General features: G+C 70.2%; 18 protein-coding genes. 7 read left to right on the forward strand and 11 right to left on the reverse strand.

Features of this window, described 5'->3' with window-relative positions:
• The first annotated feature begins 44 nt into the window (after window positions 1-44).
• Window positions 45-698, forward strand: coding sequence for a response regulator (locus tag ACIRC0_RS34670; protein WP_403624489.1), 654 nt, complete (start codon window positions 45-47; stop codon window positions 696-698).
• On the opposite strand, the gene ACIRC0_RS34675 is transcribed toward ACIRC0_RS34670, so the two are convergent.
• From ACIRC0_RS34675 to ACIRC0_RS34690, 4 genes are all read right to left on the reverse strand, one after another.
• The gene (locus ACIRC0_RS34675; protein WP_403624492.1) at window positions 676-1071 is read right to left on the reverse strand and encodes a response regulator transcription factor; all 396 of its coding nucleotides are present in this window, start codon (window positions 1069-1071) and stop codon (window positions 676-678) included. The two genes, ACIRC0_RS34670 and ACIRC0_RS34675, sit on opposite strands and share 23 nt — an antisense overlap.
• A gap of 305 nt (window positions 1072-1376) precedes the next feature.
• Window positions 1377-2900: a DUF4118 domain-containing protein gene (locus tag ACIRC0_RS34680; RefSeq protein WP_403624495.1), complete on the reverse strand. Its 1524-nt coding sequence runs from the start codon at window positions 2898-2900 to the stop codon at window positions 1377-1379.
• Between the two features lie 371 nt (window positions 2901-3271).
• Window positions 3272-4075 carry a phosphatidate cytidylyltransferase gene (locus ACIRC0_RS34685; protein WP_403624498.1) on the reverse strand — a complete coding sequence of 268 codons (804 nt, stop codon included), beginning with the start codon at window positions 4073-4075 and terminating at the stop codon, window positions 3272-3274.
• Window positions 4072-5850: an aminotransferase class I/II-fold pyridoxal phosphate-dependent enzyme gene (locus ACIRC0_RS34690; protein WP_403624500.1), complete on the reverse strand. Its 1779-nt coding sequence runs from the start codon at window positions 5848-5850 to the stop codon at window positions 4072-4074. The genes ACIRC0_RS34685 and ACIRC0_RS34690 overlap by 4 nt, the downstream gene beginning before the upstream one ends.
• Before the next feature lie 302 nt (window positions 5851-6152).
• Here ACIRC0_RS34690 and ACIRC0_RS34695 point away from each other — a divergent pair, with 302 nt between their 5' ends.
• Both ACIRC0_RS34695 and ACIRC0_RS34700 read left to right on the forward strand, forming a co-directional pair.
• A complete protein-coding gene (locus ACIRC0_RS34695; RefSeq protein WP_403624503.1) occupies window positions 6153-6890 on the forward strand; it encodes a flavodoxin family protein in 738 nt (245 codons plus the stop codon).
• 208 nt (window positions 6891-7098) lie between these two features.
• Window positions 7099-8256, forward strand: a complete 1158-nt coding sequence (locus tag ACIRC0_RS34700; RefSeq protein ID WP_403624645.1) for a low temperature requirement protein A — start codon at window positions 7099-7101, stop codon at window positions 8254-8256.
• A gap of 94 nt (window positions 8257-8350) precedes the next feature.
• On the opposite strand, the gene ACIRC0_RS34705 is transcribed toward ACIRC0_RS34700, so the two are convergent.
• Window positions 8351-9121 (reverse strand): helix-turn-helix domain-containing protein, encoded by a 771-nt coding sequence (locus tag ACIRC0_RS34705; RefSeq protein ID WP_403624506.1) that lies wholly within the window; start codon window positions 9119-9121, stop codon window positions 8351-8353.
• 70 nt (window positions 9122-9191) lie between these two features.
• Here ACIRC0_RS34705 and ACIRC0_RS34710 point away from each other — a divergent pair, with 70 nt between their 5' ends.
• The 3 genes from ACIRC0_RS34710 (at window position 9192) to ACIRC0_RS34720 (ending at window position 12109) form a co-directional block, all read left to right on the forward strand.
• Entirely contained in the window at window positions 9192-10004 is an 813-nt protein-coding gene (locus ACIRC0_RS34710; protein WP_403624509.1) for a phytanoyl-CoA dioxygenase family protein, read from the forward strand.
• The gene (locus ACIRC0_RS34715; RefSeq protein WP_403624512.1) at window positions 10001-10333 is read left to right on the forward strand and encodes a hypothetical protein; all 333 of its coding nucleotides are present in this window, start codon (window positions 10001-10003) and stop codon (window positions 10331-10333) included. The genes ACIRC0_RS34710 and ACIRC0_RS34715 overlap by 4 nt, the downstream gene beginning before the upstream one ends.
• A 219-nt stretch (window positions 10334-10552) precedes the next feature.
• Window positions 10553-12109, forward strand: a complete 1557-nt coding sequence (locus ACIRC0_RS34720; RefSeq protein ID WP_403624516.1) for an oxidoreductase — start codon at window positions 10553-10555, stop codon at window positions 12107-12109.
• Here the strand turns inward: ACIRC0_RS34720 and ACIRC0_RS34725 are convergent.
• The 3 genes from ACIRC0_RS34725 to ACIRC0_RS34735 all read right to left on the reverse strand — a co-directional run bounded on the left by ACIRC0_RS34725 (window position 12106) and on the right by ACIRC0_RS34735 (window position 14281).
• Complete coding sequence (locus ACIRC0_RS34725; RefSeq protein ID WP_403624518.1) at window positions 12106-12354, reverse strand: hypothetical protein; 249 nt, start codon at window positions 12352-12354, stop codon at window positions 12106-12108. The two genes, ACIRC0_RS34720 and ACIRC0_RS34725, sit on opposite strands and share 4 nt — an antisense overlap.
• Complete coding sequence (locus ACIRC0_RS34730; protein ID WP_403624521.1) at window positions 12354-13352, reverse strand: cyclase family protein; 999 nt, start codon at window positions 13350-13352, stop codon at window positions 12354-12356. The genes ACIRC0_RS34725 and ACIRC0_RS34730 overlap by 1 nt, the downstream gene beginning before the upstream one ends.
• Before the next feature lie 296 nt (window positions 13353-13648).
• On the reverse strand, window positions 13649-14281 hold the full coding sequence (locus ACIRC0_RS34735; protein ID WP_403624524.1) for a CGNR zinc finger domain-containing protein: 633 nt from the start codon (window positions 14279-14281) through the stop codon (window positions 13649-13651).
• Window positions 14282-14689: 408 nt separating this feature from the next.
• Between ACIRC0_RS34735 and ACIRC0_RS34740 the strand changes: the two genes are divergently transcribed.
• Entirely contained in the window at window positions 14690-15622 is a 933-nt protein-coding gene (locus tag ACIRC0_RS34740; protein WP_403624527.1) for a 2-dehydropantoate 2-reductase, read from the forward strand.
• Window positions 15623-15768: 146 nt separating this feature from the next.
• Here ACIRC0_RS34740 and ACIRC0_RS34745 read toward each other — a convergent pair whose 3' ends face one another.
• The 3 genes from ACIRC0_RS34745 to ACIRC0_RS34755 form a co-directional block, all read right to left on the reverse strand.
• Window positions 15769-19866: a discoidin domain-containing protein gene (locus ACIRC0_RS34745; RefSeq protein ID WP_403624530.1), complete on the reverse strand. Its 4098-nt coding sequence runs from the start codon at window positions 19864-19866 to the stop codon at window positions 15769-15771.
• 434 nt (window positions 19867-20300) lie between these two features.
• Window positions 20301-20489 carry a hypothetical protein gene (locus ACIRC0_RS34750; protein WP_403624533.1) on the reverse strand — a complete coding sequence of 63 codons (189 nt, stop codon included), beginning with the start codon at window positions 20487-20489 and terminating at the stop codon, window positions 20301-20303.
• A gap of 341 nt (window positions 20490-20830) precedes the next feature.
• Window positions 20831-23851 carry an alpha-mannosidase gene (locus ACIRC0_RS34755; protein WP_403624536.1) on the reverse strand — a complete coding sequence of 1007 codons (3021 nt, stop codon included), beginning with the start codon at window positions 23849-23851 and terminating at the stop codon, window positions 20831-20833.

A 23851-nucleotide genomic window follows, 5' to 3' on the forward strand; every position in this document is an offset into this window, starting at 1 on the left:
GGACCCACGAACCCGGGTCCGGGCGCAGTGCTGACGGATCGGTCATGAAGGATCTGCGGGTGGTCCTCGCCGACGATGACGTGCTGCTGCGCGAAGGGCTGGCCAGCCTGCTGCAGCGCTCGGGCCTGGCCGTGGTCGGGCAGGCCGGCGACGCCGTGCAGCTGCTGGAGGTCGTCCGGCAGGAAGAGCCGGAGCTGGTGGTGGTGGACATCCGGATGCCGCCGGATCAGGCCACCGAAGGGCTCGAGGCGGCGCGCACCATCCGCCGGGACTTTCCCGACATGGGCATTCTCGTCCTGTCGGCGCATGTCGAGGTGGAGCACGCGATGGAGCTGCTCGCCGACGGCCGCAGGATCGGTTACCTGCTGAAGAGCCGGGTCGGTGATGTACAGGAGTTCCTCGAGGCGCTGGAGCGGATCGCCAAGGGCGGCTCGGTGGTGGACCCCGCGCTGGTCCAGGAGCTGGTGTCCGCACGCCGCCGGGCGGACCCGCTGGCGGTGCTCAGTGAGCGTGAGCGCGAGGTTCTGGCCCTGATGGCTGAGGGCCGGTCCAATGCCGGCATCGCGCGCCGTTTGTGGGTCACCGAAGGCACGGTGGAAAAGCACGTGCGCAGCATTCTGTCAAAGCTGGGCCTGCCGGAAACCGACGACGACCATCGCCGCGTCCGCGCCGTGATCACCTTCCTGGAGGCCCGTTGACCGGGGCGTCCCGGTGACCGTCATTCCTCCCGGCGAGCAGGTCGTGGATGGCCTCGCTCGACAGCGCGGTCTTGGCGAGGAATCCCAGCACGGGACTCGCCACAATGAGGTCGGCGTACTCGTCCTCCGCATGACTGGAGATCAAGATCACCGGGGGCGGCGAAGGGCCTGCCTCGTGGCGCAGCCGATCGGCCAGTTCCAGGCCGCTCTCGCTACCGAGGTCGATGTCCACCAGTGCGATGTCCGGCCTGAGCTGCGTTGCCTGCTGCAACGCCTGTGCACTGTCCGATGCCACGCTCACGACCATTATCCCCTCGCCCTCCAGCAAGCAACGAGCAGCTTTGAGGAAGTAGGGGCTGTCATCTACGATCATGCACCGCAACATGTGTCCAGGATCTCAGCGCGGGCACCCGGCCGGCATTCCTGCTACCTGTATTCATGGCCGGTAGCCGCCTGCCTGTCATGCATGGGGTGTTCTGGCCGGTTGCCCACCTGCCTGTCGTGCATGGGTGTTCTGCCGGTCTGCGGCGAGTCCCGTGGTGGGCTTCCCGCCCATGCGGCCGTGCACAGTTCTTCGAGGCGCCAACGCGCGTGCGGCGGGACCTTCGAAGCCGGGACAGCCGAACCGGCGGCGTGGATCACCGCCCTGCAGCTTGGCGGACGGTGCACCTCGGAAGTTCAGTCCCCGACTTCGGCCGGCTTCACGGAATCGCGGTCGGCCTTGGTGAGCGGGAACTCCGCACGCAGGGTGGTTCCCGCTCCGTGCGGACTCTCGACAGAGATCCTGCCACCGAGCGCCTCCACACGGTCCTTGAGGCCGACGAGACCGGTGCCGCGGACGAAGTCGGCACCGCCGACGCCGTCGTCGTGGACGCACAAGCCCAGTACCCCGTCGGTGGCCTCGACCATGACCCTGACGGCCGAGGCCTGCGCATGTTTGACGGCGTTGGTCAGTGCTTCGCAGACGACGTAGTACGCGCTGACCTGGATCCGCATGGGAATCCTGGTCTCGGTGTGCACCACGAGATCGACCGGCAGGGGGGAGCGCCGAGCGAGCGCCCTGAGCGCGGGAGTGAGGCCTCCTCTGGCAAGGACCGAGGGGTGGATGCCGCGCGCCATCTCACGGAGCTCGTCCAGCGCATCCGTCAGCTCGGTGGTGACGTGGTCCAGTCTTGTCCGGAGTTCGTCCGACTCGGGCGGCACTTTCGCCTGCGCCGCGCCCAGGAGCAGCACGACCGAGACCAGCCGTTGCTGGACGCCGTCGTGGAGGTCGCGCTCGATGCGCCGACGGGTCTCGTCGGCCGCGTTGACGATGCGGGCGCGTGAGGCGGTCAGCTCGGCACGGGCTTCGGCGTTCTCGACGGCGGTGGCGACGAGTTCGGTGAAGCTGGTGATCTGCGACTCCGTGTTCGCCGGGAAGGACTCCTCGCTCTTCCTCGACGCGGCGATCACGCCCCACAGGCGCCCGGCAACCACGATCGGGCAGCCGACCGACGAGCGGATACCCAGCGCACGCGCCTCCTGCGCGATCGCGCCTATTGCGTCCGCGTAGTTCTTGATCCGGGCCGCACCGCCGTTGTGCCGGACCTCACGGGCGATGCTCAGCCCGTTCAGGTCGAAGCGCGTGCCGACGGTCAGGGGGTCCGGCATGCTGCTCCGGCTCCAGGCGGCGACGCCGGTAACCGTGCCGTCCGTCTCGTAGCGCTCCATACGGGCGAGATCGGCGCCGCAGAGGAGGCCGACCTCCTGGGTGACGGCCTCGAAGACCGCCGAAGCCGGAGCCGACCGGGCGACCAGTGTGGCGACTCGGCGCAACGCGGACTGCTCCTCCGTCAGGCGCGCCGACGCCAGTGCCGCCCGCCGTAGCCGGGCCGCCAGCTCTCCCACTACCGCCGCGGTGAGGAAGAAGACACCCAACGCGACTCCGCTGTCGGAATCCGCAAGCTCGAACGAGTGGAACGGAGGGACGAACAGGTAAGCGTAGGTCAGCACGCTCAGTACCGACGTGACCAGTGCCAGCCCTGTACCCCATATGACGGCGACGGGGAGGACTGCGAGCAGGTAGAGCACCAGGAGGTGCAGCGGTGACATGTGTCGCCCGAGGAGTGCGATGATGCCGGTTGTCGCAGCCACCATCGCGACGCTGGCGAGCAGACCGTTCAACCACCGCCGAGTCGGCAAACGCACCCGGCGCCGAGCCATAGCGTCGCTTCCTTGGTCGAACCTGACGGACACCGTTAACCAAAGTGTGACATATCGCACTGGCGGGCGTAGGCGCTGCGCTGGCGGGCATAGGCGCCGTCTTGGCCGTGGCCGTCGTGGCCTGCGCACTGTCCGCCCGTCCGGCCGTCCGAAGTCACCAGCCCGGGCGCGGCGGTGAGCACCCCCGTCGGCGCGGCTGCACGTGACGTCGGCCGCCACGGAAGCGGTGCAGTACGGCCTGCCGCCGGGCGAGTTCACCGCTGCCCGCGGCGAGCGTGCGAAGGCCGCCCGTGGTCCCCTTCCTTGCTAAGTTCGCCCATCGGCGTCAGTCCTTCGGCACGGTGTCGCTGTCCGGCCATGGACGGTGCGGGTCAGCGCAGGACTAGCAGGACGGCCAGCGCGATGAGCAGCGAGTCGACGCGGTCCAGCAGACCGCCGGAGCCGGATAGCCAACGGCCGGCGTCCTTTGCCCGTGCACCTCTTTTGATCATGGATTCGAGAAGGTCGCCCACCGGGCCACCGACCGTCACAGCGACTGCCATCGGCCAGCTCAGCGCGGACAGCACGGCGAGCACGCCGAGGCCGGCCGCGGACCCGCTCAGGGTCCCGCTCCACCTTTTGGCCGGCGACAGTGGTGACAGCCGTGGCCCGCCCAGCCCTCGACCGGCGAAGTACGCCACGATGTCGGCGATCGAGACCGCGACGAACAACGCAAGCGCGCTCGCCCCGAGCGGCACCAGCGCGGCCAGCACACTCAGCCAGGCCAGCCCGAGCAGGCCGGCGCACAGCCGTCGCAGGCCGTGGTCGGCGTCGCCGGCCAGGAGCGGCACCGCGGCCACTGCCAAGGCCCCGATCGCGACCACCCGGAGCACCTGTCCCGGCGCCAGCCAAGCGGCCGTCACTACGCCTGTCACCGCCGCGGCCAGTACCACCCGGTCCGCCCAGCCCAGCCGCATCAGCCCGCCGAACTCCATCACCGCAATCACCCCGACCGCGATGGCGACGGCCGCGGCGCCCGGGCGGCCCAGCCAGAACGCACAGGTGACCAGGGGAACTCCGGCCGCCCAAGCGCACCACCGGACCATCAGCTCACGCCGCCGGGACGCCGCCACCGCGATGCCGCCCATCACCAGCGCCCCACCGAGGTAGGGCGCCAGGGATGCCGCGGTGATCACCGAGCGGATCCGGTGACGGGAGCGCCCGCAGGCATCGCAGCGAGCGAGGCCGAACCCGGCCGCAGAACCTGCAGGGCGGCCTGGCATGCGGCCACGATGCGCGCGTTCCCGGCGGTGTCCCTGACCGCGATGCGCACGGTGCGCCCCTGGTACTCCGGCGACAACGGCGACAGGTCGCGCAGGTATACGTCGTGGCGGCGGCACTCGTTGACGAGTTGAGCGGCGCTCGGCCCGCCGCGCGGCAGAGTCACGGTGAGGAAGTTCGCCATGGCCTCCTCGACCACCACGGTCTCGTCCAGTCCCGCCAGGGCGGCGGCCAGTCGCCGGCGCAGCGTGTGGGTGTGAAGCCAGCAGTCGCCGTAGTACGCCGGGTCGCGCAAGGCTGCCACCGCGGCCAGCTGTGCCGGGAGGCTGACCGGCCAGGGTGGCGTCCATCGGCGTAGCTGCGCCGCGGTGACCGGCTCGGCAACCAGGTACGCGGCCCGCATACCGGACAGCGCATACATCTTCGACAACGAGCTGCAGACCACCACGCGCGGGTCCGTCGCGGCGAGGCCGGCGAGTGACTCGGTCAGGCCGACGTAGCCCAGGTACGCCTCGTCGATCCACCAGCGGGTTCGGACCGGTGCGGCGGCGATCAGCGAGCGCAGCTCCGCGGCCGGCGCGTGGCGTCCCGTCGGGTTGTTCGGGTTGACCACCACCACGAGGTCGTATCGGCCGGCCTCGACGGCAGCGGACAACCGGGCCGGATCGATTCGCCAGCCGTCTTCGCGACGCAACCGGAACCGGTCCACCCGGCATCCGGTCACCCTCTCCGTGACATGGGCGTACTCGCCGTAGCTCGGGTCCGTGAGAAGCACCCTGCTTCCCGGGGTCAGCCACCGGCCGAACGCCCTGTAGATCAAGTCGGAGGAACCGGCCCCGACCACGAGCGTCTGAGCCGGCAGCGCCCGAGCCGTGGCGATTTCCGCCACCAGGCCCTCGGCACCGGTCGGCGGCGAGGTCCGGGCGGCCCAGGCCGGATCCTCCGCGAGCACCGCCCGCACCCCCGGTGCCGGCGGGAACCACGCGTCCAGTACGTCGGCCGCGACCACCTGGCGGCGCCGGTGCAGCGTGCGGAAGTCCGTGCCGATGGCGGTGAACGAGGCGCCGCCGTGTTCGCAGCCGTCCGGCCGAGGTGCGAACGGCATGTCCAGCCGCCAGTCCACTGCGGACCGCAGACGCTCCAGCAGGACGCGGTGACGATCCGTCGTGACCTTCGTCAGCTCGGCCACGCTGCCGGTCAGCACCTCGAACGTCACCGCACCGCTGTGCACGGTACGGCCGACCGGGCGCAGGCCGGTGGCCAGGTACATGGTGAGCAGGCCGGTGCGCCCCATCGCCACCACCCGGCGACCACCCCGGGCGGCGATCCAGCGCAGTGCCGCGTACATCAGCAACGGCGTCGCTGCCGTGGCCCGCCAGCGCGGCTCAACGGTGAGGATGCGCACCTCGAACAGATCGCTCTCGGTCAGCAGCGGCAGCTCGTCACGGGTCAGGTACTTGTCCAGCGCGTACCGCCCCAACCAGGGCGGAGTCAGGCTGACAAAGCCGATACGGTCCGCCCCTCGCGCCGCGACCAGGTAGACGTTGTCACCGTCCAGCCCGTCGCGGAGCCGCCCGGCCGGATCCGGCTCATGCTGGCCCAACTCCTGTGCATACACTCGGTGACGCAATTCGTGGATCCACTCGAGATCCTCCGGAGTAGCAACACGCAGCTGCAGGTCACGGCCCATAGGCACCTCTCTCGCGGGGGCACTCCATCGTGGGGAACACAGACCGGCCGCGTCAGGGGCCAAGTGGCGCAATCAGCTGAGTACGCGTACTCAGGCGCAGCCGCGCCCCGCGTGCAGAGTCCCTCATGCCCTCGGCGCGCTTCGGTGCCCGAGACGCGAACGCAGGTGTTGCGGCCCTCCGTCGGCCACTCGTCCCACGGACCATTCGGACGCCTGATGGTGGCGCCGTACTCCGCCGGTCCGCACGCTGGACGTGGACGCACCGTCATGCACAGCGTGGCGGCAGGACTCCGGGAGGCCCTGTGACCGCTTCTTCGCCCGCCACCGACACACCGCCCGCCCGCTACGACGATCTGCGGGCCCTGGTGATCAACTGCACCCTCAAGCGGTCGCCGGAGCCCAGCAACACCCAGGGCCTCATCGACCGCAGCACCGCCATCATGGAAGCCCAGGGAGTGCGGACCGATGTCGTACGGGCCATCGATCACGACATCGCCACCGGCGTGTGGCCCGACATGACAGAGCACGGCTGGGAGACGGACGTCTGGCCCGGCCTTTACCAGCAGGTCCTCGCAGCCGACATTCTCATCCTGGCCGGTCCCATCTGGCTGGGTGACAACAGCTCCGTGATGAAGCAGGTGATCGAACGCCTTTACGCATGCTCCAGCTTGCTCAACGAAGCCGGCCAGTACGCCTACTACGGGCGAGTCGGCGGCTGCCTGATCACCGGCAACGAGGACGGCGTCAAGCACTGCGCCATGAACGTCCTCTACAGCCTGCAGCACCTGGGCTACACCATCCCTCCCCAGGCTGACGCCGGCTGGATCGGCGAGGCGGGCCCCGGTCCCTCCTACCTCGATCCCGGCTCGGGCGGCCCGCAGAACGACTTCACCAACCGCAACACGACCTTCATGACCTGGAACCTGCTGCACCTGGCGCGGGCGCTGAAGGACCTCGGCGGCATCCCCGCCTATGGCAACCAGCGCACGGCCTGGGACGCGGGCTGCCGCCGCGACTACGAAAACCCCGAGCACCGGTAGGGCCCTCCTGAGCGGACCGGCGGCCCATGCCACCCGGCAACGGCGTGTCCGACCGGCCGCACGCACGGCTGTCGACGCCCGGCGGTGGGGGAGGATCCGAAGTTGCCGGCTGACTGCTGCACGAGAACGGGAAGGAGCACGGGCGGTGAGTGAGCGCGCCGGCGGCCCGCCGGGCGGCAGGGTTTCGGCCGGGCCTTTGCTGCGGACGATGGTCCGGCGGGACCCGACGGAAGCGCACCGCGTCGCGACACCGCTGGAGCTCCTGTTCGACCTCTGTTTCGTGGTGGCCGTCGCGCAGGCCGGTGGCAGGCTGGTGCACGCCGTGGCGGCGGGTCATGCCGGGCAGGGTGTGGCCGGCTACGCAATGATCTTCTTTGCCGTCTGGTGGGCCTGGATGAACTTCACCTGGTTCGCCTCCGCGTACGACACGGACGACGTGCCCTACCGGCTCACCACGTTGGTGCAGATCGCGGGCGTCCTCATCCTGGCTGCCGGGGTGCCGCGCGCCTTCGACCGCACGGACTACTCCATCGTCGTGATCGGCTACGTGGTGATGCGGCTGGCCATGACGACTCAGTGGGTCAGAGCGGCCCGCAGTGAGCGGGGCGACGCCCGAATCACCGCCCTGCGGTACGCCGCCGGCGTCGTCCTCGTGCAGATCGGCTGGGTGGCGTTCGGGTTCCTGCCGCACACGGACGTGAAGGTGTGGGTGTTCGTTCTCCTCGCGGCCGCTGAGCTCGCCGTGCCCGTGGTGGCCGAGCGTCACAGGCCCACTCCCTGGCACCCGCACCACATCGCCGAGCGCTACGGACTGTTCACCCTGATCGTCCTGGGCGAGACGGTCGCCGCCGCGACGGTGGCCGTGCAGGGGGCTCTGGACAGGGGCGGTTCGACGCAGCTGCTTCCGATCGCCGCGGGGGGCCTGCTGATCGTGTTCGCCGCCTACTGGATCTACTTCGTCGTGCCCATCCACGAGCACCTGCGGACGGGCAGACGTGCATTCCTGTGGGGATACGGGCACTACCTGGTCTTCTCCACGGCCGCCGCCATCGGCGCCGGACTCGAAGTGGTGATCGAGCAGGTGACCGGCCAGGCCCACGTCGGCGCCACCAGCGCCGCCGCCTCGGTCACCGTCCCGACGGCCGGATTCGTCTTCTTCACCTGGCTCCTGCACGCACGCCACTACAAGCCGACACTGCGGCAGCAGGCTGTCCTGCCGCTGACCGCGGTCGCGATCCTCGCCTGCACCTTCGCGGGCTCGTGGGCGGTGCTGCTCGCCGGGTGCGTCGCGGCACTCAGCGTGGCCCTCTCCTTGATCCAGCACCACCGCATCACCCGGTCATCAGACGCTGCAGCCATTCCCTGAGCTGGTTCGAAGCGGCGCGACAGAGATCCGCCAGGTTCCCTCCCGCTGCCACCGCGCCGCCCGCGCGGGCCGCCCGCCGGTGCCGGGGCGAACGTCAGGCGTCGAACCCTCGTAGGGCACGCGGAGAGGCGCCGAGCTCGCGTCGGCACGCCTTGTTGAACGCTTGGAGGTCGGGGATGCCGACGGAGGCGGCGACCGCGGAGATGGAGAGCGTCGAGGCGCGCAGCAGGTGATGGGCGCGGTCGAGTCTCCGGTTGCGGATGTAGCCGACGACCGTGTCGCCGATCGCGGCGCGGAACAGCCGTGTCAGGTGGTTGTGCGAGACCCCCGCGGCCCGTGCGACATCCGGCACGGTGAGCGGCGTGGCCAGGTGCGACTCGATGTAGGCGATGGCCGTGCTGACCGCGGGGTGCGGGCCGGGCCGCTCGGCGGTCGGAGCCAGGTGGGCGATGCGCCACAGCGCGGTCCAGATCTCGGCTCTGGTGCGCTGCGGATCGCGGGGCAGGGCGGTGACCGCCTTCCGCAACAGGGAGTCGAGGACGGGTAGTTCGGGGCCGGCGTCCTGGACGACGGGCACGGTGCGGGACGGTCCGGCGGCCACGATGCGCAGGTGTGCGTAAAGATGCTCGGAGCGGCCCTGATAGCGGTAGCGAACCGTGACCCCGGGCGGTACGAGACTCACGCGACCGGGTCGGATGACGTACGGGGTGCCGTCGACGTCGAGTTCGGCGTCGTACTGGTACAGGTGCAGCTGCCACAGCTCAGGGAGCCGGAAGACGTCGGTACGGCTCACGACACCGTGGACGCCGACGCCGGCGTTCGCCACGACGGGCGGTTCACCGAGCTGGAGCTCCGTCTCGAGCATGGTGAAAAACTACCAGTAGTGGTGAACCGCGCCCACGCGCCGAGCGGCGCTTGCTCCCTACGGTGGCCGCATGGCAGACATCCCATTGCTGAGCTCGGTCGAGATGGCCCGCTTCGTCGCGCACGGCTCGTTGCGCCTCGACGCCGTCGTACCCCCGGACATGAACGAGGAGGGGCTCGAGGTCCTGCGCGACGGCATCCCCGATGTGCCCTACGGCAGCAGCGTTCAGGACGCCTATCCGGACGGATCGTTCGTCCGGCGCCTGATCGAACTCCCCGCTGTGGCAGGCGCGTTGCACTCCCTCGTCGGTCCGGGGCCGAGCGTCGACCACCACGCCGTGCACGTGCGCGAGCCCCACGAGGGGCGGGCTCAGCCGCTCCACGGAGACGCGATCATCGATGTACGCACGGACGCCTTCGACGTCCAGCTGATGTACTACCCGCAGGACGTGACGCCCGACATGGGCGGCACCCTCAGCGTGCCCGGCAGTCATCTGCGGCGGACGAACGAGTCGGACACCGGCCGCTACCAGAACCTGCGCGGTCAGTCCAGGCTCGTCTGTTCGGCCGGCACTGTGGTGTTTTTGCACCACGGACTCTGGCACGGTGGGCGGCGCAACGACAGCGACGTGGAGCGCTACATGTTCAAGATCCGTTTCAATCCGACGGTGCGGCAGCGGCGCCTGTGGGACACCTCCGACCTCGACGACCCGCGTGTCGCCGAGAACCTCAGCGCCCACTTCCCCTGGTACGAGCACGCCACCGCACGCCTGGAGTTCTACAACCGCGTCCTGCTGTGGCGCGCACTCACCGGGGACGATTCCTTCGACCTGGCGCACTGGGTGACCCGGGTCTCCAACCGCCCTCAGAGGGAGGCCGCGTGAGCACGCGTCAGCAGGTCCTGGTGCTCTACCTGGCCACCTCCGCTCTGGACTCCGAGACCGTGGGCTGGTCGCGGTACGACGGCACGGCACGGACCTCGCCGACGACCGGGGACGGCGACGAACCGCCGTACAAGTCCGGGGTGCATGCCCTGGAGGACGGCTGGCGGTTGTTCCAGGCCGCCCAGTTGATCCCGCCCTATCCGGGACACGAGTACGACGTGTCGTTTCTCAAGCACGAGTTCTTCTTCGAGAAGCTCGTGGAAGTGGACGCGGGAGACGGGACCGGGCGGACGGAGTCCTCCCGGTGGTGTCCGCCTGTCGTGTCATGAGCGTATGAGGACCGGGCGTGCCGCGGTTCCTGGCAGACACCTAGGCGGCCGTGGTCGGCCGCAGGGCGCGTTCCGCACGGCCGTTCCTGATCGGTGCTGCGGTCGCCCGGGCGCGACCGCAGCACCGATCAGCCGGCTGCTCCCGGCCATGGGGCCACCCTCGGATCCGCGTGCGGTGGAGGCAAGGCGGGCGGGAAGGAAGATCACTACTCTGCACGAGTGCTCTCATACGACGAGTTGACTTCGCCAGAGCGTGAGCTGTGGGACGCGTTCCCCGAGGGACGCCGCGTGGACCTGCGCACGGGCGTGCCCGAGGAAGACCGTGTCGCCGAGGGCGGGCAGTGGGGCCCCGGGCGGACGGTGCGGGCTGCCGTGATCACGGCGCTGCTGCTGGGTGCGAACACCGCGCCACCGGGCGCCGTCGCGTGTCTGAGGCTCGCCGGGGCGCGGATATCCGGGCACCTCGACCTGGCCGGCGCGCAGATCGCTCACGCGCTCTGGCTCGAGGACTGCTGGTTCGAGGAGGGCGTGGACCTCTCCGGAGCGTCGACCCAGTCGATTGCGATCGTCGGCAGCCGAGTGCCGGGCGTGGAAGCTGGCTTGATCCGTATCGAGGGGCGCCTCGACCTGCGGCGCTCTCGCCTGGAACGAGGTTCCGCCTCGCCCTTCCACCGCAGGGTCACCGCCTTGTCGCTCATCAACGCCGCCGTGCGCGGTGTCGTGAACCTCAACGGCGCCGAGATCACCGCACCCGAGGAATGGTCGGTGTCCGCTGGTGGACTGGTCGCGGAGGGCGGCGTCTACTGCCAGGACGGATTCGTCGCGCACGGTGAAGTCCGCCTCATGGGCGCACATCTGCCCGGTGGACTCCACATGCGAGGCGCACTACTGGAACACCCCGGCCGGCGCGGGGTGGTGCTCGCCCTGGACAACGCCGTGGCCTCGACGCTCGACTTCTCCGACGGGTTCACCGCGAACGGGACCGTGCGGCTGCGGGGTGCCCGGATCTCGGGCAACCTGACCTTCGAAGGAGCCGTCCTCAACGGGCCGCCCGACGGCCACGGCCCGTCATTGGTCGCCATGCTGATGCAGGCCGTCGACTTCGACTTCACCCTCGCCCGGCAACCGTCCGGCACCGTGGACCTGCGGGGTGCGCAGGTGTCCCACCTCCACGACAGCGACCACAGCTGGCCGGACGTGGTGGAGTTGGACGGCTTCGTCTACGGCTCCGTCAAGGTCGACGAGGCAGGCGAGCGGCGCGAGGCAGTGGGGCGGCGGAACTCTGTCGCCCACCGTGTGGCATGGATACGACGCAGCCCGGGCTACAACCCCCAGCCCTATGAGCAGTTGGCGAGCTGGTACCGGAAGGCCGGCCACGACGACGACGCCCGCCGCGTACTCCTGGCCAAACAGCGCCACCGGCGTGAAACTCTGCCCCCGGCCACTCGCGTGTGGGGGCACCTGCTCGACGTGACCGTCGGCTACGGCTACCGCCCCTGGCTGGCCGGCGTCTGGCTCCTCGCGCTGACCTTGCTGGGCACCCTGTCCTTCGGCGCTCACACCCCCAACCCGGTCCAACGAGGACAGGGCGCCCCCTTCCAGCCCCTCGTCTACACGCTCGACCTCTTGATCCCCATCGGCGGCCTGGGCCAGCGCACGGCCTGGTACTGGTCGAACGCCGGTCTCCAGTGGCTGGCCTACCTGCTGATCGCCTTCGGCTGGGTGCTGACGACCGCCGTCATCGCGGGTGTCACCCGCACCTTGCAGAAAAACTAGCCAGATGAAACGGCCGGCAACGGGGTGAGTGCCGCTATGGCGACGGGGCGGCGCCCGGCGAGCAGGACGGCGTCGAGACCGTCGACGTCGGCGGCGAGGAGTTCGTCGGTGGTGTGCGGCAGACAGCGCCACGCGACGCCGGGTGCCGCGGCCGGCTCGCCGAGCCGGATGTCCCCCCGGACGTTGCGGCCTTCCGCGTCGAGGAAGTCGCGGCCGACTCCGCCGGTGAAGCGGTCCGCGGCCATCACAGCACCGCCACCGGGGTGACGGGTGAACCGGTGCCGCCGGGGATGTTCAGGGGGGCCACGACCAAAAGGAACTCGTAGCGGCCGGCCTGCGCGCAGGCGGCGGAGAGCGCCTCGAGATCGAGGTTGTCCAGCAGGGGGACGCCCATGGCGGTGATGGCCAGGGCGTGAACGGGGGAGTGCAGCCCCTCGACGGGCGAGGGCCGCACGTCGCTGTCGCCGTCGCCGCCGAGCAGGGCGATCCCGCGTTGGGCCAGCAGGGGCATCGCGTCGACGTGGAGTCCGGCGCTGGCGGCGTCGGGGTTCCAGGCGCCGAGTTCGGCGCGGCGGCGGAAGTGACCGGAGCGCAGCAGGACCGCGTCCCCGTCGCCGATGGTCACCCCGAGGGCCTTCTCGGCGGCGCGTACGTCCGCGGCGTGGACAGCCGTGCCCGGCTCCAGCCAGTCGATGCCGAGTACGGCGGGCAGGTCCAGCAGGACTCCCTTGGTGACCAAGGGGCCGAGGGCCGAGACCGACCCGAAGCGGGCGCCGGCGGCGCCGACGACCTCCCGGGCGGTGTGCCCGTCGTAGAGCTGCCCGCGGTAGGCGATGTGGGAGAGCGCGTCGAGGTGGCTGACGCCCTTGCCGTGGTAGTCGGTGGCGATGAAGTCCTTGTGGCAGGACGGCTCGGGGGCCTCGACGTCCCCCAGGTCGGACATGTAGTGCAGGGCCGGCCTGCCGTTGTCCGGGCCCGGCACCGTGTTCCACGGCAGCGCCATCGCGACGGTGGTACCGGTGCGCACGAGGCCCGTGGCCCGCCGGGCGTGCTCCGGGGTGACCCGGTTCCACGCGCCGCGGTCGGCGTCCTCCGGGGACCAACGGCCCCAGGCGCGCACGGTGTCGAAGAGGGTGTCGAACTCCTCCCTGGTGAGGGCAGGACCGTTGTCCGGAGCGGCATTCCGGAGGGAGTCCGGGGCGGGACCGGAGGCGGAGGGGGAATCGTGGGGGCTGCTGGTCATCGCTCAGCGCTCCAAGGCTCGGAGGGTGTCGTCGGCCTGCCCGTAGGGGGCACTGCGGTCGAAGGGTCCCCGTGGAACCGCGGTCCGGTCGGGCTCGACGGGCATGTGCGTACGCCGACGGCATTGTCCACGTCCGGATGACGCACTGGGCGGCTCAGGACCCGTGGGACCTGACGGTCGAGCCGATGGACGTGGCGATGTTCCGGGAGTACCCGGCATCGCAGTTCTCGCCTGTCCGGACAGACCGATCGTCTCGACGTGCTCGTCGAACTCCGCCGTGCCATCGTGACGGCTGATCAGGGCACGGGGAGGTCACCGGCCTCCTCGCGGTGGCGGCGGTGCCTGGCCGCCTTGGTGCTGTTGCCGCAGCGCTGCATCGAACACCATTTCCGGGGTCTTCCCTGCGCGGCGTCGAGATAGATCATCCTGCATATCTGGGAGTCGCACTCGCGCAGCCTCTGTCGTCGCATCGGATCCGAGAGCAGCGTGATCAGGTCTCGGGCGATCAGCGAGAGCAGTTCGGGAGCCGACAGCCCGGGACTGCTCGCTGCGGCGGAAAGGCCATCGGCGTCCACCTCGAGCCGGGGGGCCGGCGGGTGTACCCGGGCCAGTCGGTTCAGGAGCCGCACCGACTCCTCCCGGGGGGCTCGGCGGTGGAGGTATCCGACCGTGACGTCGTACGCGCAGGCCCGCAGTTCGTGGAGGGCCTTGAGCAGCCCCGCCAAGTCTTCGTCCGGGTGAACGGCGAGCCGCACCCCCTCGCACCAGGCCCTGAGCCGGTCGATGTCGCCCATCCGTTCGACCGGCGTGATCGGGCGGCGCCCGACGGTGGCGATGAGGTTCAACGACAGGGATCCGGCGTCGAAGCGCAGTTCGCGGAGTTGTGCCGTGACCCGGGTGCGTCGGCCGTCCTGTGCTCCTTCGACCATGCGGCTATAGTAACCCTGCAAAAGGTTACTAAGGGGGAACCGTGGATACGCGTCGCCCCGCTCCCCGCTTTTTCCGGTCCACCGCGCGAGGGAGCGGTCTCGGAGTCCATGGTGACCATGGCCTTCGCGCTGCAGCAGGCTCCGACTGCCCGCGGCACCCGGGATCGGTGGGTCCGATCCCTTGTGACCGCCGTGCGGGGCAGGCTGCCGCACGCTGTCCTCTTCCTCTGTGCAGCCGGTGCGGTCGCCGCGCTGATCCGGTCACAGCCCGGGCACACGCTCCGGAAACCCGCGAAAGGCCGACGACAAGAGGCGCGGCCGCGCCGGTCGGCGAGCAGTGAGCAGTCCTGCCGGGGACGGGAGCCCAGTCCGTTCCACGTCATGTCCCGTAGCGGAAAGGAACACGTCATGCGCATAGCCGTAGTGGGGGCAGGCGGTGTCGGGGGCTACTTCGGCGCCCGGCTTGCCGCAGCGGGCCACGAGGTCACCTTCGTCGCCCGGGGCCGTCATCTGGAGGCCATACGGGAACGGGGACTGCTGGTACGCAGCCCGCTGGGCGACCTCAAGGTTCCGGGGACGTCGGTGGTTGGCACCATCGCGGAACTGGAACCCGCCGATGTGGTGCTCGTCGCCGTGAAACTGTGGGACACCGAGGATGTCGCGGCCCAGCTGGGCGATGTCGTGGACGAAGGGACCCGCGTCATCTCCCTGCAGAACGGAGTCCGCAAAGACGCAGTCCTGCGCCGGCACCTGCCGACGCAGGCAGTGTGGGGCGGCGCCTGCTACATCTCCGCCGTCATCGAGGAGCCGGGCATCGTCTCCCACCGCGGCGCCATGCAAAAGGTGGTGTTCGGCCCCTACGACGACATGGACACCCCTCGCGCCCGCGACTTCCTCGACGCGTGCGTCTCCTCCGGCATCGAGGCAGAACTCAGCTCGGACATCGAACGGGTCGTCTGGGAAAAATTCGTCTTCCTGGTGGGGCTCTCGGCGACGACCACCGCCGTACGTCAGCCCATAGGGGTGATCCGCTCCGACGCTCACTGCCGGGAACTGCTGCGCGATGTGATGGCGGAGGCGGTGCAGGTGGGCCGTGCCGCCGGGGTGAGGATCGATCCCACGTTCGCCGACGAGCGGCTGGCGTTCTGTGACACACTGCCGGCCGCGATGACGTCCTCGATGCACAACGATCTGATGCAGGGGAACCGTCTGGAACTGCCCTGGCTCAGTGGCAGTGTCGTCACCCTGGGCCGCGAGTTCGGGATCCCCACACCGCGCAACCACACGATCGCTGATGTCCTGGCCCCCTACGAACTGGGACGACCCGATCCGGACCGCTGACCCGCACAGCGCAAGCAGTCGCTCCGGCGCCCACTGGGGCTGGTCGACCACCAACGCGCCACCCCAGTCGGACGACGGGGCAGCCGCCGCCCGGCGGGTGACTCCGTGCCCCCGGACCCGGGCGGCGGCCGGGGGCACGGAGTGTCTCAGCCGCGCAGCGTCACGACCGGGCTGTTGTACGCCTCCGCCGTCAGCACCGGGCGCCGTGTCGAGCAGGCTCCCGTCGGCCAGGACAGGCGGACCGTCCGGGACTCGCCGGGCAGCAGCCACAGGTAGTTGTCGCTGTACAGCGTCGGCAGCACCCGGCGGCCGTGCGGGTCCTCCAGCAGCGAGAGCCGGACCATGGCGGCCACCGCCGAGCCCTGGTTGCGGATCACCGCCGTCAGCTCCTGGCGGTCACTGGAGGGCTTCCCGGCCGACACCCCGGTGATCGCGCCTGTCAGCCTCACCTGCCTCACCTTGTTCAGAGCCCGCAGGGCGGCGGCCTCGCGGTAGCGCCAGTAGGTGTTCCGTGACAGCTCCCTGCCCCGGGAGTCCGCCAGCGTCAGCCGCAGCAGGTGCAGGTCCGGAAGGTCGTCCGTCCACCCGGCGGTGAACACCTCAGCGGTGGCGGCCCGTTCCACGTCCACCCGGGCCGTCCTGCTCTTGCCGAGCTCCCGGCCGGACAGGTCGTGGAGCCGGGCGGTGACGGTGGCGCCGCGCAGGTCGGCCGAGGTGTGGTTCACCGCGATGACCTGCCACTTCACCGGATCGGCCTGCACATGCAGCGGCTCGCAGGCCGAACGGGCGCCGAAGTAGGTGCCGTTGACGTCGAAGTCGTAGTCGTACGTCTGCCAGACCGTGCTGTGCCAGGCCGGGTGGGACATCCACAGCATCAGACCGGAGGCGTTGTCCCACAGGTTCGCGTTCCACGCCTCGAACATGGCGCGGGTGTTCTCGTAGTTGACGAACTGCGCCTTGCGGGCGAAGTCGTCCAGGTCGCCGGACTCGCCCAGGCGGGTCTCGATGGCCGCCTTGTAGTTCTGCGGCGCCTGGTTCCCGTGCTCGCTCCAGTCGTGGTAGTACCACGCGCCCCGTATGGGCCACTCCGGCTCGTCGCCCGTCATGTTGCGGGTGCTCGCCGCGGTGGAGACGACGGGCATGCCGATCTCGGTGTGGAAGCCGAAGTCACGGCTGCCGTACGTCATCGGGTCGAAGTACTTCTCCGGCTCCACCCAGCCGTAGGGGCCGCCGCCCGTGACGATGCCGCCCGCCGAGTTGTTCTGGTAGAGCAGGCCGGGCACCTGCTGCTCCACCGCCTCGCGCATCCCCTTGTCGATGGCGGCCGGTGGGTTGCCCTCGTTCGCTCCGCACCAGACCACCACGCAGGGGTGGATGCGGTAGCGCAGCACGGTGTCACGGGCGAGCGAGTTGAACGCCTCGTGGTCCGGCGGGTCCATGCCCCACGCGTTGGGGAAGTCGTTCCACACCAGAATGCCGTGCCGGTCGCAGGCGGCGAAGAACTCCTCCCGGTCGCTGCTGCCGACCCAGTTGCGGATCATGGTGAAGTTCATGTCGCGGTGCATGCGCACCGCCGCGTCCATGCGCTCTGCCGGCATCCGGCGCAGCAGTTCGTCCCAGCCCCAGTTGCCGCCGCGAGCCAGCACGCGCACGCCGTTGACGCTGATCTTCAGCGGGTCGGGCGTGTTCGACACGGACTTGACGTCGGTCCACTGCTCGCCGTCGTCGGACACCTGGATCGTGTACGACTTCGGGTACGCGGTCTCCCAGACGACGGCGACGCGGTCGAACGTCCGCGAGGAGCCGAGGTCCACCTGGATCCACTGGTGGTCCTCGTAGGCGGATGACCAGCGGGTGTTCGGGTCTCCGTCGGTGGCGTGCGACGCCGGGTGGTCGGACTCCTCCGTGGAGGCGGTGGCCGTCCGGTGCAGGGCGAGGTCGGTGCCCGGGGCACTGCGGTCGACGACACCGAACGACCACAGCGAGTTGCCCCAACTGGTATTGCGGAGCCCGCAGCTGAGGCGCACGTAGCGTGCGGTCTGCTGGTCGAAGTCCTCGACCTGCAGGCTGGCGTTGCCGTTGTTGAACGGCAGCGGCACCGCCCCGTTGTCCACGGACTTCACGTCGGTCCAGTCCGAGCCGTTCGAGGAGACCTGGATGGTGAAGGTCTTCGCGTACGCCTGCTCCCAGGTGAGGTCGACCCGGTCGAAGGACTGGACGGAGCCGAGGTCGACGCTGATCCACTGGTCGTCCTCGTAGGCCGAGGACCACCGGGTCCCGGCGTCACCGTCGGTGGCATTGGCCGCGCCGTTGCTGTCCTGATCGGTGCTCGATGCGTCGGCGTGGGCGTGCAGCGCGAGGTCGGTGCCCGGCCGGGTGCTGTCCTTGACGGACAGGGTCCACAGGGAGCAGCCCCAGGACGTGGCCCGGGTCAGGCACCTGATGCGGACGTGCTGGGCCTGCTGCCGGTCGAAGGCCACGGTCTGCGTGTAGGCGTCGCCGGACGCGGTGAACGCGAGCGGCACCTCGTACTCGTAGCCGAACTGGCGGATGCCGAAGCGGGTGGTGCGCCGGTCGCTCTCCTGACCGCCCGTCGAGGCGGTGAGCGTGAGGTCGTGCAGGTTGGCCTCGCCCAGACCGTTCGGCCACCAGAGTTGGGGGTCGCGCAGCCTCAACTGCCGGAAGGCGTCCGGGGTGAAGACGACGTCCAAGCTTTCGCCTGCCTTCACGGTGACGGTCCTCGACACCCGCACCCCGTCGAAGGCAGCCGTGACCGTCGCCTGGTGGTCGGCGGTGTCCGCGTTGCGTACAGGAACGACGATGGTCAGCTCGGCCACCGATATATCCGGCAGCGCGGGCAGCACGGTGTCCACGCGTGGGTCGCCGATGACGACGTGCCCGGTCGATCTCAGCCGGACGTGGTTCCAGATGCCCGCCGCGCGGTCGCGCACAGCCGGCATCCAGTCCCAGCCCGAGGACGCAAGGTACGTCGGGGAGTTGAGGTTCATCTGCTGCGCACCGGCGTCTACCCAGGACTCGCCCAGCGGACCCTTGTCACCGGGGCTGCCGGGGACCGGCATCGGCGTGATCTTCACCGCGAGCGCGTTCTCGCCGCTTTCGGTGAGCTGCCGGGTGACGTCGAAGGCGGCACGGGCGAACGGGTACGTCAGGTCGCCCACCTGCTTGCCGTTGAGCCACACATCGGCCTTGTGGTTGACGCCGTCGAACTCCAGCCAGATGTGCCGGCCGGCGCCGGTGCGCAGGCCGCGCGGCAGCTCGAAGTCCCGTTTGTACCACCATGAGTGGCGCGACAACGCCTCCGGGACGCGCAGGTTGTTCAGTCCCGCCACCGGGTCGGGCAGCTTGCCCTGCTCCACGAGTGAGCCCAGCACCGTGCCGGGAACGGTCGCGGGCAGCCAGGTGCTGGTGTCGACGGACGTCTTCGACAGACCGGCACCGTCCGCGCCGGCCCAGTCGTCCATGGTGAGCCGCCAGCCCGACTCCACGGGCACGGTCCCGTCGTCGGTGATCGCGAGCCCCGGTGCCTCGCCGTGCCGGATGCCCCAGTCCGTCCAACCGGTGACCGAGGGCCGGTGGCCTTCGGCGGTGCCGTACACCTCGAAGCCGTTGAGGCCGAGGGGCAGCGGACTGGAGCGCTTCTGAGAGGTCATGCGCACCCATCGCGCCGACACCGGGCGCGGAAGCTGGATGTCCACGACGCCACCGGTTCCCGCCGTGGTGCTGTACACCGTGGTCCAGGACTTGTGGTCCACGGACGTCTCGACCACGAAGACCAGGGAGAAGCTCGACTGGATCTCCTTGCCAGTGGTGCCGCTGTGCACATTGCCGGTGGTGGGCGGCGTGTACACCGGGTCGGACGCGTCCGCCTCGAAGGTCAGGCGAACCTGCGTGACCTCGCAGTTCGCCTGCAGGTCGACGGCTATCCACTGTGGATCACCGCCCTCGGCACGCCAGCCGCTGCCCCGGACACCGGGGGCGGAGAGGCGGTCGACCACGAAGGAGCCGGGGGTGGCGGCGTAGGCAGTCGAAGAGACCGAGACCGGCCGGTGGAGCGCCAGCTCACCGGGGGTGGCGGCGGAGTCGACCGGCGCGCTGTCGGGTGCGGCGACGGCAGTCGCCACTGGAAGCACGGAGCTGAGGCCGAATCCGGCCAGCAGGGTGGTACCCGTGGTGACGATGGCCCGTCGCGACGGATGGCGCGACGGATCCGACTGATCTGTCATGAGCGTGACGTCCCATCAAAAAGCGGTGCAGGCCGGAGCGACTCCGCGCCCGCCGCAGCAGGAATGACAACGTTGCCAAAGGCTGGGTTGCGCGGCGCCCGATGTCAACCCCTGGTACGTGGATCCGTGTTTGACCGCTTCCGCCGTCTGCTGGCAGTTTCCTGGGGACCGTGGCCATAGCGAACGGGGGAACCCCGCGGCCGACGGGCTGTGTGCGTTCTCGACTCCGCCGGACAGTTGCAGATGCGACTGACGTCAAACGGCGATCTGGAGCCGCAACGCATCTTCACACCGGTAACTCGGGCAACTTCCGAATCGACTCGCCCACGTCGCATGCGACGCCACGCAACGGGTCGGTGACGGCGGCGGGTCCGGCCGGCTGCTGGTCGTGGTCAAGGCGTTGACGGTGCTCCCGCCGCGGGGTGATCGGCGTCTTATGTGGCCTGGGATGCGGTGCTGGTGTCGTCGTCCTCTCGGTCGGCGTGTGGCTGGCAGGTGGAGCACAGTTCGTGGCGGCCCCAGTGGGTGATCACGCTGCCCCAGCCGTTGCACACTTCGCAGCCGAGGGCGGAAGCGGCGTCGGCGCGGGGGTTGGGGTCGGGAGCTTTCGCTCCGTGGGTCATGCGGCTCTCCTGGCATCGAGGCTGTCGGCGGTGGGGTGTGCTGGGTGCGCGTCTTCGCTAGGCGATGCCCACTTTATACCGTTTACCGCCCGATTACGCCCGTTTTCGCAGTTTTTATGACCGCTTCTGTTTGTGGCGAGGCGGGCAGCACCGGTGCGTGATCCCGAGGGTGCGCACGGTGACCAGTGTCGCATCGGCCGGCGCTCACCTTTCCTTTTCAAGTGCGCAGTCCTGGGCTCCGCCAGGTGCTGTGACAGGGCCCGACACTCCGGTGCACCGGTGCCGCACGGCACCGGTGCACCGGCCGCAGTCGGCCGGGTCGGGGGAGCCCCCCGGCGTGATCAGGCCCTCCTCAGCCGCAGGGTGACCAGCTGGAACGGACGCAGCCGCATGGTGATCCGCTCACCCTCGACCGCCGGCGCCGTGTCGTCGTCCAACGGACGCTCCAGCAGGTCGGTGACCGTGACGCCCGCGACCTCGAAGCCTGCCGTCAGCGTCGCGCGGGACCGGCCGCCGTGGGCCTCGTGGAAGCGGACCACCACGTCGCCGCTGCCGTCGTCGGCCAGCTTGACCGCGGTGACCACGACGGCCTCCTGACCGACCGTCACCAGCGGGGCGACCTGGCCGGAGCCGGTGACGTGCCGCTCCGGCAGGTTCAGACGCCAGCCTTCGCGCACCGCGTCCCCGATCGTGGCGCCCGGCACCAGCGCATGCCGGAAGCGGTGGACGCCCTGGTCGGTCTCCGGGTCCGGGAAGCGCGGGGCGCGCAGGAGCGAGACGCGGACCGTGGTGGTCGTCCCGCGGTCGCCGTCGGTGCGGACGGTGCGGGTCACGTCATGGCCGTAGGTGGAGTCGTTGACGACCGCGGCACCCCAGCCGGGCTCCTCCAGGTACACGAAGCGGTGGTTGCACGCCTCGAACTTGGCGGCCTCCCACGAGGTGTTGGTGTGGGTGGGCCGGAAGAAGTGCCCGAACTGCGTCTCGGACGCGTACCGTTCGGCGTGCACGTCGAGCGGGAAGGCCAGCTTGAGGAACTTCTCCGTCTCGTGCCAGTCGACCTCGGTGTCGAGGACCAGCCTCCGCTCGCCCGGCGGCAGCGTCAGCACCTGGGTGACGCGGGAGTCACCGAAGGACCGGACGATCCGCACCGAGACGCCGTCCTCGCCGGGCGCCACCTCGTCGGCCTCGGTCAGGTCGGTGACCGTGTTGCGGTAGAACTCGTCGACGTCCCAGGCGTCCCACATGTTCGGGAAGTCGGGGTGGAGCTGGAGCAGGTTCGCGGCGCTGCCGGGGGCGATCGTCTCCCGGTCGGCCTCGATGTCGTACGCGGACACGACGAGGCCCCGGGCGTCGACCTCGATCCGCAGCACGCCGTTGTCCAGCACGAACCCGCCGCCGTCCCGCGGGGTGAGCGCCGTGCCGCCCGCGACGGCCGGTGTCCCGGCACCCCCTGCCGGCACGCCCGCGCGCTCGTGCGGCGCGGAGTTGAAGAGCAGCTCGGTCGTTCCCGCACCGGCCAGGGCGCGCTGCGCCGCCTCGATGATCCCGTTCAGCTCCGCGCCGATCCGCTCGTACGTCGCCCGCGCCTCACGATGCACCCAGGCGATGGACGAGCCGGGGAGGATGTCGTGGAACTGGTGGAGCAGCACCGTCTTCCAGATGCGGTCCAGGTCCTCGTACGGGTAGGGGAATCCGACCCGCACGGCGGCGGTGGCCGCCCACAGTTCCGCCTCCCGCAGGAGGTGCTCGCTGCGCCGGTTGCCCTGCTTGGTCTTGGCCTGACTCGTCAGCGTGGCGCGGTGCAGCTCCAGATACAGCTCGCCGACCCAGACGGGCGGTTCGGGGTACTCCGCCTCGGCCTTCTCGAAGAACTCCTCCGGCGTCTCCCACACCACCGTGGCCGAACCCTCGAGGTCACGCAGCCGCGCCGCCTTGGCGACCATCTCACGCGTCGTGCCGCCGCCTCCGTCGCCCCAGCCGGTCGGGGCGAGGGAGTGCCGGGCGACCCCCTTGTCCTTGAAGTTGCGGGCCGCGTGGGCGATCTCGCTGCCCTTCATGGAGCAGTTGTAGGTGTCGACGGGCGGGAAGTGCGTGAAGATCCGTGTGCCGTCGATGCCCTCCCAGCGGAAGGTGTGGTGCGGGAACTTGTTCGTCTGCGACCAGGAGATCTTCTGCGTCAGCAGCCACTTGGAGCCCGCCGCCTTGATGATCTGCGGCAGACCGGCGGCGAAGCCGAAGGTGTCCGGCAGCCACGCCTCGTCGTTCTCGATGCCGAACTCGTCGAGGAAGAACCGCTTGCCGTGCACGAACTGCCGTGCCATCGCCTCCGAGCCGGGCATGTTGGTGTCCGACTCCACCCACATCCCGCCGGCCGGCACGAACCTCCCGTCCGCCACGGCCTTCTTCACCCGCGCCCACACCTCGGGCCGGTGCTCCTTCACCCACGCCCACTGCTGCGCCTGCGACATGGCGAAGACGAACTCCGGCTGGTCCTCGATCAGCGCGGTCATGTTGGACGTCGTACGGGCCACCTTGCGCACCGTCTCGCGCAGCGGCCACAGCCAGGCCGAGTCGATGTGCGCGTGCCCGACGGCACTGATGCGGTGCGCGGACGGCACGGCGGGGGAGGCCAGGACATCCGTCAGGCAGGCACACGCCCGCTCCGCCGTGCCGTTCACGTCCTGCAGGTCGACGGCGTCGAGCGCCCTCTCCACCGCGCGCAGGATCTCCCAGCGGCGCGCGGAGTCCACCGGCAGCTCGGCCATCAGCTCGCCGAGCACCTCCAGGTCGATCACCAGCTGCCACACCGTCTCGTCGAATACGGCGAGGTCCATGCGGGTCAGCGTGTACTGCGGCTCGCTTCCGGCTGTGTCCTTGTCGCCGAGCCGGGTGGGCAGGAAGGGGTGGTAGTCGAGGATGACCGGGTTGGAGGCGGCCTCGATGTGCAGCCGCACCTCCTCGCCGCCCGCGACGGGCGCGCCGATGCGCACCCACTGGTTGCGCGGGTTGAGGCCCTTCACCGGGGTGCCGTCGGGCCGGTAGACCAGGCCCTCGCACTGGAAGCCGGGCATGTTCTCGTCGAAGCCGAGGTCCAGCAGTGCCTCGACGGTCCTCCCGGCCCACGCCTCGGGCACGGTCCCGGTGACCCGGAACCAGCTGGTGCCCCACGGGGCACCCCACCGGGCGCCCACCTCGATCGGCTCGGGTTCGGCCGCGAGTCCCTCCGCGACCGGCACGGGCTCGCCGGGCGCGTGCCACACCGCCACCTCGAGCGGTACGGACTCGGGGTACACGGCGGGGCGGATCCGCTCGTCGAGGACGCGCTTGAGCCGGGCTTCGACCAAGCTGCGGTCGTCATGCAT

It is taken from the genome of Streptomyces sp. NPDC093984 (assembly GCF_044764595.1).
Classification (GTDB): Bacteria; Actinomycetota; Actinomycetes; order Streptomycetales; family Streptomycetaceae; genus Streptomyces; species Streptomyces cynarae.